This window comes from Alkalihalophilus pseudofirmus OF4, from assembly GCF_000005825.2.
Lineage (GTDB): Bacteria > Bacillota > Bacilli > Bacillales > Bacillaceae_D > Alkalihalophilus > Alkalihalophilus pseudofirmus.
This window is the reverse complement of record NC_013791.2, coordinates 718032-733508: the sequence shown is the minus strand read 5'-3', so window position 1 is coordinate 733508 and position 15477 is coordinate 718032. Positions and strand designations below refer to the sequence as shown.

Below are 15477 nucleotides of genomic sequence, written 5' to 3'. Positions count from 1 at the left end.
ACTAGACGCTTGCATACGTTAGATTAGGGGATAGCCCTAATCATAGTTTTGAAAGGATGATTCTCATGTCAAAAAAAGGTCCAGTACAAGGCGGCTACGATTACGGATACGGCGATAACGGATTTTGCCTGCTAGTGATCCTATTTATCTTATTAATCATTGTAGGCTCAACGTTCTACTGCTGCTAGACAGAAGCCTGGAAAGACAATACCCTGCAGCTAGCTAGAAGGCTAAGGCTCTGTCAACTTTCAATGTTGATCAAAATGTAGAAAAGAACTTCCAATTTTATTGGAAGTTCTTTTTAATTTGCTTATTAAGGTAAGCAATTGAGCTGCCTATTTCCAGTCAACTTTTTCATCCCTCAGTTATCCTTTTATTTTAATTTATTTCTTACTTAAATATAAATTTTATAACGAAATAATTACATTAAACAGCTAAAAAATTCACCTTAAGAGTCATTTCTGAATATTTCTTAACGTGGACTGTTCTGTGCCTGTATCTGATTTTTTCAACACAGAAATATTGCCATCTGTTTCAAGCAAAACTGCGCGTACTTTTTCTAAAGAATCAATTCCACTCGAACGGGCTGCCTGAAGTATTTCCACCTCAAGAATACGGGATTTCTTCATAGTACTATAATAAAATTTTCCATTATAGTAAAGCAACTCAGGCTGAGATTTGATCATTTCACTTACAACAGTAGATCGAACCGAGAGCCATGCTATGATATATTGCATCGCAACTAGGACCACAAAGGCGGTGATCCCCTCCGCTAGTGCAACATTATTATTTAAGAGGATGGTTGCAAGAGTTGAGCCAAGTGCGATAGTAACAATCAAATCAAACGCATTCATCTTAGAAAGCGTTCGTTTACCCGAAGCCCGAAGAATTATGATTAACCCGACATAAGCTAAAACACCTACCAACAAGGTTCTCCCTATTATTTCCCAACCATTGAAAAACATATAACCCTCCCTTTGACATCCTTTCTTAGCCATTTCCCCCCCAAAAAAAAGTTAAACGAAAAGTAATTAGTTTCTCTGCTTAAAACTTGCCTTCACTATTTGAGAAATTAAAGTCGGGAATATTCTATCTAAAAAAAGAAGGTCATAGCTAATCGCTATGACCTTCTTTAGTGCGGCGTGCTCTCTCTTCTGCCAGCCTCTCCATATATACATTGCCTTCTTTTTCAATCCATTCTTGTTCGAATTCACGTTCCTCACGTGAGTATTTCATTGAAAGGTAGCCGCTTAAAAGGATTCCTCCGATAACAAAATACACCCACCATGGACTTGCTAACAGCACTGCTCCAATAGCTGTCTGAGTTAACACGAATAATACTGCTAAAATTATTAGTAATATCAACGCTAGTCGTTGGTTTTTTTGTCGTTTCTCCAATTCATATCCCCCCTGCTTGTCTTCTTTTAGTAGAGAATATGTAACAGGAGAGATAAATAGAACTAGATATCTAATGGAGGTTCATGAAAAGCAGGCTTGTAGAAACTGCGATTATCTAAAGCCATCACTCGCTCAGAAAATTCACCAGGCTGAACCCGCTCTAAGGCGCGATCCATCATGTTAATTTTCGCATCAACATTATCGATCATATGAAGAACTTCCGCTTCACGCACGACTGGAACTTTAGGTGAGCCCCACTCTCCTTTTCCATGATGGCTGAGCACCATATGTTGAAGAATCAAAACCTCTTCTCCCTCAAGCTCTAATTCTTTAGCTGCATCTGCAATCTCATTTACCATGATTGAGATATGTCCAAGAAGCTTTCCTTCAATCGTGTAATGCGTATCTATCGGCCCTGACAACTCACGTACCTTACCCAAATCGTGCAAGATCACACCAGCATATAAAAGGTCTTTATCAAGAGTTGGATATAGGACAGCCAAGTCTTTTGCAATCTTTAACATGGATACAACATGATAGGCTAATCCAGACACAAATTCATGATGGTTTTTCGTTGCTGCCGGTGATTCTAGAAATTCTTGCTGGTGTTTCTTCAATAAGAATCGAGTAATGCGCTGAATGGTAGGATTTTTCATTTCAAAGATATATTGAGTAACTTCTTCAAGCATATCCTCTGGAGATATAGGCGCAGACCGGACAAAATCAGCCACCTTTACATTATCCATAGCAGTTGTAGGTCTGATGCTTCCAATTTTTAACTGAAGGCGTCCACGGTACTCAATAACATCCCCTTGTATATGGACAATGGCTTTACTAGCAAATGCCACTTCATCTTCAGGCGAACAACCCCACAGCTTTGCTTCTATTTCCCCTGTGTTATCTCCTAAGATTAACGTTAGGAACGGTTTACCGTTACTCGCAATCCCTTTTGTTGCTGTCTTAATTAATAGATAGGTTTCAATCTTCTCGCCTACTTTATGATAGCGGATCCCTTTACTCAACCGTTTCACCTCATTATACTAAATCTATTTTTATCATCTGCTTTTTTGTGCTTCATCTTCTCAAGTATAGCATACTTGTTTAGACCTTCCTAAACGAAAAAAGCCCCTTTCACCAAAAGGGCTCTTACTATTTAGGCAGTAGTTTTTATTGTTTCTTTTCTTCTAGAAAGCCATGAAACCGTAGCAAAGAAACCCACAAACATTGTTAGTGCTCCTATGCTGTATGGCAAATACATATTCCATTCAAACATTAATCCTGCAAGCAGAGCCCCGGCAACGTTTCCTAGGCTTAGAAAAGAGTTATTCAATCCCATTATCATTCCCTGACGATCTCCTGCAAGCTTTGAAATCATTGTGTTTACAGAAGGTCTTAAAATAGAGTTACCTAAAAAGAATAAGCATGTTGTGAAAATAACGGTCACAAAGTCAAATGCAAGCATCATAATAACAAAGCCGATCCCGCTTAGAAGCAGTGCGCCTAACACCACTCGTTCATCTCCGAACCTTACGGTAAGCCTTCCTACAAGACCTCCCTGAGCAACCGCCCCTATTACGCCAACTACTACCATAATAAAACCTACTTGAGAAGGTGAGTAGTCAAACTGATGCAGTGCATACATACCGAATATGGTTTGAAAGTTTGCCAAACCAAAACTTAAGCCAAAAACAAGGATTAATAGGAATCCAACCGGACTTTTAAGTGCATGCCACATTTGGGAAAATTGATTGCTGCGGTCAGCAGAATCTTCAAGTTCCATTCGCTTTTCCTTCGATAATGATTCCGGCAATAGAAATAATGAAAAGATTCCCGCAAGAGTGGCTGCTATTCCTGCAAAAAGAAACGGCAAAGATAAGCTAACTTCAGCCAGCCAACCCCCAATTCCAGGACCGACTACGATTCCAAGTGCCATCGCTGCACCGAGCATTCCCATCCCATGTCCGCGCTTTTCGGAAGATGTACGGTCTGAGACATAGGCCATAGCGGATGGCATAACAGCCGAACCAAAGGAACCGGCAAGTATCCGCGAAAGAAACAGCATCCAGAGCTCCGTAGCAAAGGCGAAAATAAATTCTGCCCCAGCAAAACCAAACATACCAATCGCAATTAAAGGCTTCCTGCCAAATTTATCTGACATCCTTCCCCAAAAAGGCGCCAATAAAAACTGCATAAAGGAAAAAACAGCAATGAGTAAACCTAATTCAAAGCTCGATGCCCCAAATGCTTCTACATAATAGGGCAAAATAGGAATAACTAATCCAATCCCCATCATGACCACAAACATATTAATCATAAGCATGAATAAAGACTTAAATTCTTTATTTTTCATGTGCGTAACCTTCTCTACAACAAAAAATTAGTGTAACGAAATAAGTATAAATGGAAAAAGAAGAAGCGTCAATCTACGACTTCTTCTCCTTTTTCTTTGATTTTGGCTGGTCTTTTGGTTTTTTATAAGGCTTCGGAAACTCTATAATAAACTTCACACCAACCTCACTATTTTCAATCTTAGGCTGTCCCCCGTGAAGCTCAGCGATCCTTTTCACAATAGCAAGACCAAGCCCAAACTTCCCTTTATTTCCTTTATAGAAAGGATTAAAGATCTGCGGCAGGTCGACCTCAGGAATCGCTTCTCCGTTGTTCTCAACACTCACTTCTACATGATCATCTAATTCCTTGGCTGTAATCCAAATCGTATCGACTGCGTAGCGAAGAGCATTTTCAACCAAGTTCTCTAAAAGCACTTCCAATTGCTCAATATCACCATAAATCTTAGTCTCAGGACCAATGACTTTGATCTTAACATCCTCTCGCTGCACGCGGAATCGTTCTTCAATTTGGAAAGCAAGTGATCCAAAAATGATCTCTTCATGTTTTGGTGTCTCTTCTTTTAACGAGTCAAGCTTCGTGTAGTAAAGCATGTCTACAACACGGCGCTCCATTCGGTTTGCTTCTTCAATAATCACATTCATTGTCTGTTCCATGTTATCTTTAGGCAGAATACCATCTTTAACAGATTGCGCATAACTTTTAATGACCATGATAGGTGTTTTCAACTCATGTGAAGCATGCTGTATGAATGTTTTCTGTGCTCTATCATAACTGTTTAAATTCTGCCTCATCTTCTCAAATTGGTCAGAAAGACGCTGAAAATCTTCATCTCCGTCCCATTTAAGAGGCTCCTGCCAATCACGGTTCGCTATTTGTTCTAGATGATTCCCAAGCACAATCAGCGGCTGGCGCAAGTAATGCTTCAGCCATATCGCAGGTAATAGACTCAGACCACTTGTTAGTAATAAAAGATATAATAGCCTCTCCCATAATCTATTTACCATTTGATCACGATACGTATCCCACATATAGGAAATATGGAATCCTGGAGTGCCTTGAACCTGAGCTTTTGAAATGACATAGAATACCGTGGCTTCGCCGTACTGAATTTCATAACGCCCTCGGTTTGCCTCCTGCTTGTACGCATTCTGTGCCATCTCAAGTAAAATATCAGGAGGAGGGAACGAATCACCGACAGGGGCTCGTCCAACCGTATCATGTATAAAGAAATGACCGATATCTCCTGCTTCTCGGCGATCCATAAAGTCGCCGGCTTCATCTCTTGGGTCGATTAAGTCCAGCAAAGGATACGCATATCTTGTTTGTGCCGTCTCAATTAATCGGTACGTTTCTTCAGTAAGTGTCCCTTTAATCGAGATTGGGTAAATAATAATAATTGATAAAGCAACTAAAACAATGAGTGAAATAAAAGCAAGCCAGATTCGCTTGGCTAAGTTCACTTTGATCATGAAGAAAGAACCCTATACCCGTATCCATATAAAGTTTCTAAATGAATACGCGGCATCTTCTTACGCACACGACGTACGACATCATCGACAGCACGTTCAGAGCCGAAATAATTCTCACCCCATACATGTTCAATAATCTTCTCACGTGAAAATGCTTTACCAATTTCACCTGTTAGAAGCAAGATAAGGTCCATTTCTTTTGTTGTTAAATCAACAATTTCTTCTTCGCTCACTTCTGAATCGACAACCGTACGACCGACAGGATCAATAAGGTATTGATTAAGTTCAATTTTCTTCTGGTCTTGAGAAGCTGAGCCATATACACGATTTATTAGCTTTTTAGCTCGGATGATCAGTTCTTGCGGCAAGAATGGCTTCGCTAAGTAATCATCACTTCCCATTTCTAGACCTAAGACACGATCTAAGTCTTGGTCACGCGCTGAAATAAAGATAACAGGTGTATCTCCATTTTCTTTAATGCCTTTTAATAGTTGATACCCGTCTGTTCCAGGCAGCATAATATCCAGAATCCATAAATGAGGCTTGTCTTCAATTGCATCACGAGCAGCATCTCCGTCATTAAATACACGTACTTCCCAACCTTCTTTTTCAAGGTAGGCCTTTAATACTTCTGATAAATTTTGTTCATCCTCAACGAGATAAACGAGATATTGTCCCATTCCCGCATCCTCCTTCTTGTCTATACGGACAAATTAATCAAGTGTTATGAACACTCATATGACTAATTTGACTTTACACCTATTTTAGTACATTTTCCACTAATCACATAATTTAAACGGTCATCAGGAAATAAAGGCAAGCATGATCCCTTTCAACTTGCATAATTAGGAAGATGTCGTCGATTATTTCCCGGGGAAGTAAAGATAATGTCTTTTGCTGTAAAAATACTTGTTTCCCACTATTATTATCACGCAAATTAGCATTTGAGACTATCTAATCATGACAAATAACATGAAATAACTAGATTTCCCACAATTAATTTACCCATATTGTGAAACGGAAAATGGACTCAAATTTGAGCCCATTTTATATAAATGTCACCTATAATAAAGCGATCGCAGTCAGGGCTGCTAGCGGAAGGATTAAACGATTCCACCCTCTTGGCCTAGGGTAATATGGATAGAAATAAGGCTGGTAATAAGGATTGTATGCATAATATGGATAACGCTGATCTTGATAAGAACGTACCATTTGATTCTGTTGATAATCTCCCATTAAATCTGCCAAATCCATATATTGCCCGAATTCATCTACCGGCACGAGCAAGTAAAGATATTCATTATCGACATTCTCTATCACACCGTTATAGGCAGGCTGACCATTCATTTGAGTATGCACTGCTTGATTCATATATTGCTGACACAATGATTGCATTTCTTGCACCTGATTCATCTTATCTCCTCCTTCATTGCCCATTTTATGCATGGATGAAGAGGTAGGTGAATATCACGACAAACAAAAGAGGACCCCTCAATATATGAAGGCATCCTCTTAAACATCACTTAGAAATATCCGTTTTCAATTGTTCAAACCTTACTACAGTAAAATAGGTTTGGATAATCATAAATAGATTTCCTACTACCCAATACAATGATAAAGCTGATGGTAACGTAACTCCAGCTACGACAATCATGACTGGCATAATATAAATAATCACTTTCATTTGATCATTTAATTGAAATGAAGTCATTTTCACTTGGAGGAACGTCGTAATTCCTGCTACAACAGGTAAGATATATAAAGGATCTGGTGAACCTAGATCAAACCATAAAAATGAATGTAGAGCAATCACTTCTGTGCGCATGATCGCAAAATAAAAAGCCATCATCACCGGTAATTGAATAAAAAGCGGTAAACAACCAGCCATTGGATTAACTCCGCTGTCTTTATATAAAGCCATCAATTCTTTTTGCATTTTCTGCTGGTCTTTTGGATCACGCTTTGTTCCTTGACCGTACTTTTTCTGCAAAGCTTCCATCTCGGGACGCAATGCCTGCATTGCACGGCTGCTTTTTTGCTGCTTGATCATCAATGGTAGTAAGAATAGCCGGATGCCTATTGTCACAACAATAATCGATAATCCAAAGCTTCCATTCAATAGATCTGCTACACTTATCAGAACCCAAGAAAGCGGGTAAACAAAGAAGTGATTCCAAATCCCCTCTGTTTCTGCAGTAATCGGCTGACCGTTCGCACCACAGCCTGCTAATGCACCTACCATTAAGATGATTATTATGATCCATAATACTTTTTTCAACTTTATTCCTCCTTGTTGTTTTAACTATTTTAGTTAAACAACAAGAGAGTGCGGCTCATCATCAGACTGGCCCTTATCAAATACAGATGGTATCTTAGGTCGATATGGATTTGATGAAGGGCGAATGAGAGCAGCTATGACTAACGGTTGATGTTCTGTTTGGCTTAACTGCTTTTTACTTGTCATATGAAACGTAAACCAAACTCCTGCCACACTCGCTCTCGCAAAAGCGGCAACTAAAAGTACTGTCATAACAACACTTAACCAAAGCATCGTCATATCTGTTATAAACTCAATCATCTATTCGCCCTCCTTTCCTTTTAATAATCTCATCATATCATAAGATACTTCAGATACAAATCCACTCTTATTTCCAGTACATTAATTATTCTTACTCTTGTTTCGTTATTTTCTTGTCATTCTAAGAGCGCGGCCAATATCCTTTAATGCTGAGCTCTTACCGTATAATAATACACCGCCTTTGAAGATTCTTGCTCCAATTGTCGCTAAAAGTCCAATTGATGCCAGAAGAAGACCGATTGATAATAATAGTTCCCATAGGGGTATAGAAAGCATCCCGACACGTAAGAACATAATCATTGGACTAAAAAACGGGATAAAGGAAGTAACCGTGATAAAACTTGATTCAGGTGCATTTAAGCCAAACATAGCTATGAAAAATGCTACGATCACAAGCAGATTCATTGGACCGATGACTTGATTGACATCTTCAATACGACTGACTAAGGAGCCTAGAGTCGCCGCAAGAGTCGCATACAGCAAATAGCCTAATACGAAAAACAACACAGCAAATCCAATTAAATCTAGCGGAATATCCTCTGAAAACAGCGCTTGAAGCATCGAAAGGCCGCCTTCAGCCTGCTCGGCTCCTGCTAATGAACTAAGAATGACTACTAGAAAGATCAACCCGTATTGCGTCAATGCTAATAACCCTATCCCAACTATTTTTCCAAACATCTGTGCGACTGGCGAGGCACTAGAAACAAGAATCTCCATAACACGTGAAGACTTTTCTGTAGCTATTTCAGTTGCAATCATATTTCCAAAGATTAATACAGAAAAATAAATGACGAACAGAAGCACATATACAATCGACCTTGCTTGGTTTAATTCACTTTCTGTTCGCGCCGTATCACTCACTGTAGATGTTTCAAATGTGATCGGTGAGTAAATATCTGCTAACACTTCACCGCTAAGTCCCAGTTCTTGTGTTGCTTCTGTTTCTTTAATGTGCTGCAGAGCATTTTGCAGCTGGATTGGTGTAAATTGCTGAGTTAGAGAGTCCGAATAATACGTTGCTTGAATGTCACCAGCGCTATCTCTATTAACTACAAGGACTGCACCAAATTCCCCGCTTGATACGGCTTCCAACGCTTCCTCTTCACTTAATGAAGTTCTAGTAAGCTGGATGCGGTCTTCATGCTGCATAAGCTGTTCATTTAAAGGTTCATACAGCTCACTGCCCTCTTCTACAACAGCAACTTCTACTGCGCGGCTCTCTGCATCTTCTTCAAACATCATGAAAATACGATCCATATTTGTAAGAACAAGCATAAAGGCCAGAGTAATGACAGTCGAAATGAGGAAGGCCTTAGACATGAGACGGTTTTTATAAGTATGAGCTAGAATGATTCCAAAATTACGCATATGCAGTCCCTACTTTCTCGATAAATATATCTTGAAGGCTTGGCTCTTCTACTTCAAACCGCCTCACATATCCGGACTTTGCCACTTCTGCAAAAATGACTTTTGCCACTTCTTCATCTTCCACCTGTAGACGCACGCCTCCCTGCTTTTGCTGAAACTTCTTAACACCAGGGAGGTTTTTAAGCGTCTCAAACGACCTTTCTCCTTCGATTACAATAAATTTATTTCTGAAGCTGCGCTTAATCTCGCGAAGCTCCCCTTTAACCACTGGTGTGCCATGACGGAGGATGCATAAATGCTGGCACAGTTCTTCGACGTGGTCCATTCTATGGCTGGAAAAGACAATTGTCGTGCCTTTCTTTTTCAGATCGATTACGGCTTCTTTTAGTAATTCAGCATTAACTGGGTCAAGTCCGCTGAAAGGTTCATCTAATATAAGCAGCTCAGGCCTGTGGATGACGGATGCGATAAACTGAATTTTTTGCTGGTTTCCCTTTGATAATTCTTCAATGCGTTTCGTTTCATAATCCGTCACTTTAAATCGTTCAAGCCACATTCGCATTTCTGGGATAATGTCTTTTTTGTGCATCCCTTTCAGGCGTCCTAAGTAGATAAGCTGGTCTCTTACTTTAAGTTTTGGATATAGTCCTCGCTCTTCCGGTAAATACCCAATGACATTTGTCCGGGAATAATCAATTTTCTCCCCTTTCCAAGTCATTTCCCCCTCCGTCGGTTCTAGGAGACCAAGCATCATTCGAAAGGTGGTTGTTTTTCCCGCCCCATTTGCTCCAAGCATTCCAAACATTTCTCCGCTTGGAATTTCTAGTGACAGCTGATCAACCGCCACAGATTGACCAAAGCGTTTCGTAATGTTATTAATTTTAAGCGTCATCTCACTCCCGCCTTTCCTTTATTTTCTTGTTCGCACTAGTTTTATAGGTTCTTATGTTATACGTTCTTATGCTGATTTCGTTTCTTCTTTTAAGATAATGCGCAAGATTTCTCTTAGCTCTAGTGGTTGAACCGATGTGACTGTAGCACCCATCTTCTTCAATTCTTGTTCAACCTCAAACGCATTGGACGTTACGCATTCAACTAATGAACCCTGCTTGCTAGTTGAAACCATGCCTTTGAGATTTTTAAGGGCAGATGTATCTCCCTCCACCCAAATACGGCTCCAAGATGCGATCAGGCTGTCTTTTTCATACTGATTGAGAAGATGTCCTTCTTTCATTAACAAAATATAGTCTGCGAGTGTTCTAATTTCATCAGCTGAGTGAGTTGATAACAAAATCGTTTGATCCTCTGCCCTTTCCATATATCGAACCATTTCATCTCTCATTTGTTCCTGGCCTTCAAAATCAACTCCAGCTAAAGGCTCATCTAAGAGTAAAACCTTTGATTGCCTTGCTAATGTTAATGAAAGCATCGCTTTTTTCTGCATCCCCCCTGAAAGTTTTTCGACTTGTTTCTTTAAGGGTAAATCAAATAATGAAGTAAGCCTGTCAAACTCATTACGATTCCAACCCGGATAGCTCATTTCAAAGAAATCTGCTAATTGGGCTATTGTAAACCCGTGGTACATCAACGGTGTTTGCGGGACATAAGCAAAAGCCTGTTTCCATCCGTTTTCACGATCTGTCCCAAAGTGATAGTCTATTTCCCCAGACTCTTTTTTCACTAATTCCATTATGGTTTGAAATAATGTGGACTTTCCAGCCCCGTTATTCCCAACGAGTGCTACAATACTGCCCGGTTCAATTTGGCAAGATAAGGGGCCTAGTTCAAAGCTCTTATCTACCTTTTTGTATATGTCCTGTAACAAAATCATTACATATCCCTCCCTGTAATCGATCTATTCCATTAGAGCTTCTTCAAATAATTTTCTGAGTTCATCATCGGTATAACTATGCCGACGCCCTACTTCTACTGCTTTTTTTAATGTGTCATACACAGCTTCTGTTTTAGCTTCTTTCTTAGATCGTTCATCAATTTCAGCTACAAATGTTCCTCTGCCTTGGCTGGTTTTTATATAACCCTGCTGCTCAAGATTTTGATATGCTCTTCTTGTGGTAATGACACTGCAAGCAAGATCTTTTGATAACGCTCGAATAGAAGGCAGCGGTGTACCTGCACTTACATGCCCTGAAACAATGAGTGCTTTAATCTGTTCTTCTATTTGATGATAGATCGGGGTGCGCGAGCCTTCTTGGACGCTTATTGGTAATTTCAATCAAAGACCTCCTTTCAACAGACGACCCTTTTATAGGTGATAACTAGTTTTATTTTCATAGTATCTATAAGAGTAAATCCACGTGGCTGTAGCTATGATCATAAACAAAAATGAAATACCTAAGAGTAACATAGGGTTTGTTTGTACAATATTGATAGACCAAATAATATACGGGGCTCCTGCTAGCAAGTTAAATCCAGTTAGTAGTACAAAAAGTACTGCAATATAAACGACACTCCATATGACTAAAGCCACAGGTGAATATCTTCCACCTGGTTCACCTGCTGCATATAATCCCCCCCACACATAGCTGATGGCAAGCCAGCTTAGACCGAGAATTATTGCCTCAGAAACTGATAATACTTCTTTGATATTATTTGAGAACACATAGAACAGCACAAATACAATAGTGTTAAACGTCAGAATATAAATTGCACTCATGATAAATCTGCTTTTCATAATAACTCGATCAGCAATAGGTGTTTGTTTAAGTAAGATAAAAAAAGAACTAGCGTATAACCCGCCTTTTATATCTTGAATGTTGAATGGTTTGTATCTTACCGTGTACGCAAGCGACAATGCACTAAAAAATAGAAAGTCATAAATTATAGGGAACCGCCCGCCCCCGCTTACTTCATTAATAAATTGACTCCCTAAAAAAACAATTAAACCCATTGCAGCAACCATCCATAGATACTTAATGAATGGTGTATTCTTTAACTCGAATAAAATAATTTTCTTAATTAATTGATTCTCTGACATGAGCTTCACCTCTCAAAGTGTATTGGTGTGTATATCTATATACACAGTATATGACCACCTTCCAATTATTGCAACAGCAAAAACAATAATTACCAAAAATATTTTATACTTGCTTATGTAAGCGTTTGAATTTAAACTATTCTTACAATAGTTTAGGGGGAAATAATAATGAATGAGTATTTTCTAACCGTTTATGAACCTAATGGCGAAATGGTTTTTGAGGAACGAATTGAAGCTGCGGATGATGATGCCGCACAAGAGATTGGAAAGAAAAAGTTAGAGGAAAACAACTATACAAATCATACTCACCGCCTTACACGTGCTGGTAAGTTATTGTTATTTCATGTGTAAACGAAAGAGCTGCCCCATTTGGGACAGCTCTTATTTATTATTGATGTGGAAGTACTATGAGTTGTTTTATTCCACTTGAACACGCAGCTGCTTTCTAAACACTTCTCGAATCATGTAAGAAACCCCGTTTTGATGATTCGAGCGCGTGATCCAACCGGCTGCCTTCTTTACTTCTTCACTGGCATTCCCCATAGCTACCCCTAATCCTACTTGACTAATCATTGGTATATCATCCTCTTCAAGGCCGACAGCAACCATTTCTTGCAGGGAAATACCAAGCTCTTGCCCTACTTTTTGTAACCCATGAAGCTTTGAGACTCCCTCTGCTACAAACTCTACTTTACCATCTTGAATGGAAACAGCATTTACCCCTTTAATCATTTCTTTCACTTGGTTTAAAGCGGAGTTCAGTTCTTCTTCATCAAAGAACTGAACCTGTACTTTAGGAGGAGCAATCGCTTCTTGCAGTAAACGATCATAAACAGAATCTACAAACGTCACAGGGTAAAATAATGGGTCACCTACACCAATCGTCATCTTTGCGATCAACTGATTTTTCTGCCGCACCTTATTTCCAATAGAGAAGCTTTCGTGAAGAACACGAATATGACAATCATACTGCTCTAATACTTCAACGAGCTGCAAGGTTTTGTTTACATCAATTCGTTTTACGTATAAAGGATCTTCTGCGTCATTCGCAACAAAGGCGCCATTGTTTGTTACTAAATAGTTATCAATCTTTAAAGATTTTGCCAATCGTTTTGCGGAAAGGTGAGGTCTTGAAGTCACTAAGGTGACATACACCCCTTTTTTCTTCACATACTCAATAGCCTCTTTCGTTTGCTTTGAGATCTTCTCATTTGAACCAATCAATGTTCCATCAATATTTAGGGCTAGTAATCGGTACGTCATGATGCTTTCCCCCTTTTTCTTTACGACGACACGTCCCATTTCGGTCTGCCTGTCTGTTCTCTAGACTGTATGTCACACACTATTTGAATAGAACCAAAACTAAATAGACGGATCTCGTTGCTTTCGTTATACTCTTTTGTAGATAACGTTCATCTTAATAGAAAAAGGGAGTTCATATGAAATCATTTGTACAGTTTTATTTGGTCGTACCTGCTGTTTTTATGCTGTTAACCAGTCTTCAATTAGCAGGAAGCACAGCGGGAGAAATGGTTATGGGTCTTCTAGGGGCAGCTAGTGTGGGGATATTTGCTGGATTTGTTCTGCACATGGCTGTTTTGATTGGTAAAAAACTAAAAAAGAATAATCCTCAATAAAAAAGTCACGAGAATGATCCTCGTGACTTTTTGTACATTTATCAAATTATTGTTGACCTTCTGGGTTACCATAGATCTCTTCAAGAGGCTCTGTGATGATTTTGTTGATATCACCAATGATAACGCTTAGACGTTGTTCAGCTTCCATTAATTTCGAGATTAACTCATGTTGTTGAACAAGTTCAAATTGCTGTTGAGCTTTTTGAGCTTCTTCTTCCGTAATTTGAATACCTTGCATTTGCTTTTGTTGAAGCTCAAGCTGCAGGTTACGGAAGTTCTCTAGCATTTTTTTAGCAATCTCATCTGCTTCAATTTCTTCGTGCATTGATTTTAATGCAGAGAATTCTTCACTTTCAGCAATTGCTTTCTTTAGTTCATGAGCCTTATCGTATACATTTGACATTTATAACGTCCTCCTAAAAAAATAGTCTTTACGACTATAACATGTCTAAACAGACAATTCATCCTTCAAGGGTGAATTTAAACAATATTTATAGTCACACTCTTTACTCTTTACCCGATGAATAAAACTAATAAACCCTGAATAAATCCAATCATCCCCCCTAGCAAAGCCCCAAGATAGGTAATCATTTTAAATTCCCGTTTAGAGATCGTTAATACCAGTTCCTCTAAACGTTCTACAGAGAATGCCTCAACCTGCTCACGAACGATATCCTCTAAATTCAGCTTTTCTAACAGTCCTTCAAGGTGAAGGGCTAATAAATCAGAAACAGCATCGACAAGCTTTGGCACCCAATTGATAACTAACATGTCTTCAAATGGTTCACTCCAGTCACAAAGCGGCTGGTCTACCCATTGATAAAACGTGACATTTTTCTCTAAAGCGGTCGTCATATACTCAACTATATCTTCTTTGTTTAGTTGATCCTCTATGAGTGCAACATCTTTTTGCTTTAGTTTTGCCCACTCTTTTTCTAAAATTTCTTCAACCATTCTCTTTGTACCATCATCTCGCATAAACTTCATTAGTTCAGGCTGGAGCTTATCAACGAGCCTCTCATTGCCAAGAAACATTGAAATCATATTTCCTAATGTCCCCTTATTTAAAAGGAAACGGTCAATCATCTTGCTTAGACGCTCCTTGCCTTCTTCACTGCTGAAAAGAGCTTGTCCTCTCTCTAACAAGAAGGCCGCAATCACAGGTACACTATGGTCAATTTTTTCATTAACACCTCTTGGAAGCACCTCACCGATCTGCTTATAACGGTTCTCTTGAAAGAAACGATCATAGCTTTTTTCAATCAAGCCTTCCGTTTTTTGAAGAAGTGTCTGTTTCGGCTCTTTCACACCAAGTTTATCTTCTAGAAGCTCTCCTATCGTTAGTTCACTTCTAAGCAGCTTCAACAATTCCGTCGATAACCAGTCATTCATCGCTTTCATAAACACTGCACTCTTTAGTTTCTTACCTAATCCTTCTGCTGTAAGTAAATAATGTACAACCATGTGGCCAAGCTGTATCGCTAGCTCTTGGTGGCGTTTCGGAATGAGTCCTGGAGTAAAAGGAACTCTCCACTTCCCAATTCTTTTTTCAGTATAAGGTCTAAATAACATTTTAATAGCAAGTGAATTTGTTGCACCGCCAATAACGGCTCCTATGACTACCATAAATCCAATAAACCATGCTGTATCCAACAGCTGTCACCCTTTCTATCAATCACC

At 39.2% G+C, this 15477-nt stretch carries 20 protein-coding genes; 3 read left to right on the top strand and 17 right to left on the bottom strand.

The annotated features are described in order from the left end of the window. Window positions 1-65: 65 nt before the first annotated feature. A complete protein-coding gene (locus tag BPOF4_RS21520) occupies window positions 66-188 on the top strand; it encodes a YjcZ family sporulation protein (protein WP_012957709.1) in 123 nt (40 codons plus the stop codon). Window positions 189-455: 267 nt separating this feature from the next. Here BPOF4_RS21520 and BPOF4_RS03635 read toward each other — a convergent pair whose 3' ends face one another. The 14 genes from BPOF4_RS03635 to BPOF4_RS03570 all read right to left on the bottom strand — a co-directional run bounded on the left by BPOF4_RS03635 (window position 456) and on the right by BPOF4_RS03570 (window position 12160). Then, the gene (locus BPOF4_RS03635) at window positions 456-965 is read right to left on the bottom strand and encodes a DUF421 domain-containing protein (protein ID WP_012957708.1); all 510 of its coding nucleotides are present in this window, start codon (window positions 963-965) and stop codon (window positions 456-458) included. 148 nt (window positions 966-1113) lie between these two features. Beyond that, complete coding sequence (locus BPOF4_RS03630) at window positions 1114-1398, bottom strand: sporulation YhaL family protein (RefSeq protein ID WP_012957707.1); 285 nt, start codon at window positions 1396-1398, stop codon at window positions 1114-1116. Window positions 1399-1460: 62 nt separating this feature from the next. Then, the gene (gene yhaM / locus BPOF4_RS03625; RefSeq protein ID WP_012957706.1) at window positions 1461-2420 is read right to left on the bottom strand and encodes a 3'-5' exoribonuclease YhaM; all 960 of its coding nucleotides are present in this window, start codon (window positions 2418-2420) and stop codon (window positions 1461-1463) included. Window positions 2421-2551: 131 nt separating this feature from the next. After that, window positions 2552-3748 carry an MFS transporter gene (locus BPOF4_RS03620; protein ID WP_012957705.1) on the bottom strand — a complete coding sequence of 399 codons (1197 nt, stop codon included), beginning with the start codon at window positions 3746-3748 and terminating at the stop codon, window positions 2552-2554. 73 nt (window positions 3749-3821) lie between these two features. Continuing rightward, window positions 3822-5219 carry a sensor histidine kinase gene (locus tag BPOF4_RS03615; RefSeq protein ID WP_012957704.1) on the bottom strand — a complete coding sequence of 466 codons (1398 nt, stop codon included), beginning with the start codon at window positions 5217-5219 and terminating at the stop codon, window positions 3822-3824. Next, entirely contained in the window at window positions 5216-5899 is a 684-nt protein-coding gene (locus BPOF4_RS03610) for a response regulator transcription factor (RefSeq protein WP_012957703.1), read from the bottom strand. Before BPOF4_RS03610 ends, BPOF4_RS03615 begins: the two co-directional genes overlap by 4 nt. 382 nt (window positions 5900-6281) lie before the next feature. Beyond that, the gene (locus BPOF4_RS03605; RefSeq protein WP_012957702.1) at window positions 6282-6632 is read right to left on the bottom strand and encodes a hypothetical protein; all 351 of its coding nucleotides are present in this window, start codon (window positions 6630-6632) and stop codon (window positions 6282-6284) included. A 106-nt stretch (window positions 6633-6738) separates the two neighbouring features. After that, the gene (yidC, locus tag BPOF4_RS03600) at window positions 6739-7497 is read right to left on the bottom strand and encodes a membrane protein insertase YidC (protein ID WP_012957701.1); all 759 of its coding nucleotides are present in this window, start codon (window positions 7495-7497) and stop codon (window positions 6739-6741) included. Window positions 7498-7530: 33 nt separating this feature from the next. Next, on the bottom strand, window positions 7531-7797 hold the full coding sequence (locus tag BPOF4_RS03595) for a hypothetical protein (protein WP_012957700.1): 267 nt from the start codon (window positions 7795-7797) through the stop codon (window positions 7531-7533). A gap of 105 nt (window positions 7798-7902) precedes the next feature. Beyond that, the gene (locus BPOF4_RS03590) at window positions 7903-9165 is read right to left on the bottom strand and encodes an ABC transporter permease (protein ID WP_012957699.1); all 1263 of its coding nucleotides are present in this window, start codon (window positions 9163-9165) and stop codon (window positions 7903-7905) included. Beyond that, on the bottom strand, window positions 9158-10057 hold the full coding sequence (locus BPOF4_RS03585) for an ABC transporter ATP-binding protein (RefSeq protein WP_012957698.1): 900 nt from the start codon (window positions 10055-10057) through the stop codon (window positions 9158-9160). Before BPOF4_RS03585 ends, BPOF4_RS03590 begins: the two co-directional genes overlap by 8 nt. 66 nt (window positions 10058-10123) lie before the next feature. Next, entirely contained in the window at window positions 10124-10996 is an 873-nt protein-coding gene (locus BPOF4_RS03580) for an ATP-binding cassette domain-containing protein (protein WP_012957697.1), read from the bottom strand. Window positions 10997-11020: 24 nt separating this feature from the next. Further along, window positions 11021-11398, bottom strand: a complete 378-nt coding sequence (locus tag BPOF4_RS03575) for a GntR family transcriptional regulator (RefSeq protein WP_012957696.1) — start codon at window positions 11396-11398, stop codon at window positions 11021-11023. A gap of 30 nt (window positions 11399-11428) precedes the next feature. Then, window positions 11429-12160: a hypothetical protein gene (locus tag BPOF4_RS03570; RefSeq protein ID WP_012957695.1), complete on the bottom strand. Its 732-nt coding sequence runs from the start codon at window positions 12158-12160 to the stop codon at window positions 11429-11431. Between the two features lie 168 nt (window positions 12161-12328). Between BPOF4_RS03570 and BPOF4_RS03565 the strand changes: the two genes are divergently transcribed. After that, entirely contained in the window at window positions 12329-12511 is a 183-nt protein-coding gene (locus BPOF4_RS03565) for a YhzD family protein (protein WP_012957694.1), read from the top strand. Window positions 12512-12577: 66 nt separating this feature from the next. On the opposite strand, the gene BPOF4_RS03560 is transcribed toward BPOF4_RS03565, so the two are convergent. After that, complete coding sequence (locus BPOF4_RS03560) at window positions 12578-13423, bottom strand: Cof-type HAD-IIB family hydrolase (RefSeq protein WP_012957693.1); 846 nt, start codon at window positions 13421-13423, stop codon at window positions 12578-12580. A 176-nt stretch (window positions 13424-13599) separates the two neighbouring features. Here BPOF4_RS03560 and BPOF4_RS03555 point away from each other — a divergent pair, with 176 nt between their 5' ends. Continuing rightward, window positions 13600-13797: a hypothetical protein gene (locus tag BPOF4_RS03555; protein ID WP_012957692.1), complete on the top strand. Its 198-nt coding sequence runs from the start codon at window positions 13600-13602 to the stop codon at window positions 13795-13797. Between the two features lie 46 nt (window positions 13798-13843). On the opposite strand, the gene BPOF4_RS03550 is transcribed toward BPOF4_RS03555, so the two are convergent. Both BPOF4_RS03550 and BPOF4_RS03545 read right to left on the bottom strand, forming a co-directional pair. After that, the gene (locus BPOF4_RS03550) at window positions 13844-14200 is read right to left on the bottom strand and encodes a YlbF/YmcA family competence regulator (protein ID WP_012957691.1); all 357 of its coding nucleotides are present in this window, start codon (window positions 14198-14200) and stop codon (window positions 13844-13846) included. Between the two features lie 110 nt (window positions 14201-14310). Continuing rightward, window positions 14311-15450: a DUF445 domain-containing protein gene (locus BPOF4_RS03545; protein ID WP_012957690.1), complete on the bottom strand. Its 1140-nt coding sequence runs from the start codon at window positions 15448-15450 to the stop codon at window positions 14311-14313. Window positions 15451-15477 lie beyond the last annotated feature (27 nt).

Bases quoted from the DNA above. Each gene is read 5' to 3' on its own strand.
- BPOF4_RS03610 (WP_012957703.1), bottom strand. From the start codon at position 5,899: ATGGGACAATATCTCGTTTATCTCGTTGAGGATGAACAAAATTTATCA.
- BPOF4_RS03615 (WP_012957704.1), bottom strand. From the start codon at position 5,219: ATGATCAAAGTGAACTTAGCCAAGCGAATCTGGCTTGCTTTTATTTCA.
- BPOF4_RS03605 (WP_012957702.1), bottom strand. From the start codon at position 6,632: ATGAATCAGGTGCAAGAAATGCAATCATTGTGTCAGCAATATATGAAT.
- BPOF4_RS03570 (WP_012957695.1), bottom strand. From the start codon at position 12,160: ATGTCAGAGAATCAATTAATTAAGAAAATTATTTTATTCGAGTTAAAG.
- BPOF4_RS03620 (WP_012957705.1), bottom strand. From the start codon at position 3,748: ATGAAAAATAAAGAATTTAAGTCTTTATTCATGCTTATGATTAATATG.
- BPOF4_RS03590 (WP_012957699.1), bottom strand. From the start codon at position 9,165: ATGCGTAATTTTGGAATCATTCTAGCTCATACTTATAAAAACCGTCTC.
- BPOF4_RS03580 (WP_012957697.1), bottom strand. From the start codon at position 10,996: ATGATTTTGTTACAGGACATATACAAAAAGGTAGATAAGAGCTTTGAA.
- BPOF4_RS03565 (WP_012957694.1), top strand. From the start codon at position 12,329: ATGAATGAGTATTTTCTAACCGTTTATGAACCTAATGGCGAAATGGTT.
- BPOF4_RS03560 (WP_012957693.1), bottom strand. From the start codon at position 13,423: ATGACGTACCGATTACTAGCCCTAAATATTGATGGAACATTGATTGGT.
- BPOF4_RS03550 (WP_012957691.1), bottom strand. From the start codon at position 14,200: ATGTCAAATGTATACGATAAGGCTCATGAACTAAAGAAAGCAATTGCT.
- BPOF4_RS03555 (WP_012957692.1), top strand. From the start codon at position 13,600: ATGAAATCATTTGTACAGTTTTATTTGGTCGTACCTGCTGTTTTTATG.
- BPOF4_RS03595 (WP_012957700.1), bottom strand. From the start codon at position 7,797: ATGATTGAGTTTATAACAGATATGACGATGCTTTGGTTAAGTGTTGTT.
- BPOF4_RS21520 (WP_012957709.1), top strand. From the start codon at position 66: ATGTCAAAAAAAGGTCCAGTACAAGGCGGCTACGATTACGGATACGGC.
- BPOF4_RS03585 (WP_012957698.1), bottom strand. From the start codon at position 10,057: ATGACGCTTAAAATTAATAACATTACGAAACGCTTTGGTCAATCTGTG.
- BPOF4_RS03635 (WP_012957708.1), bottom strand. From the start codon at position 965: ATGTTTTTCAATGGTTGGGAAATAATAGGGAGAACCTTGTTGGTAGGT.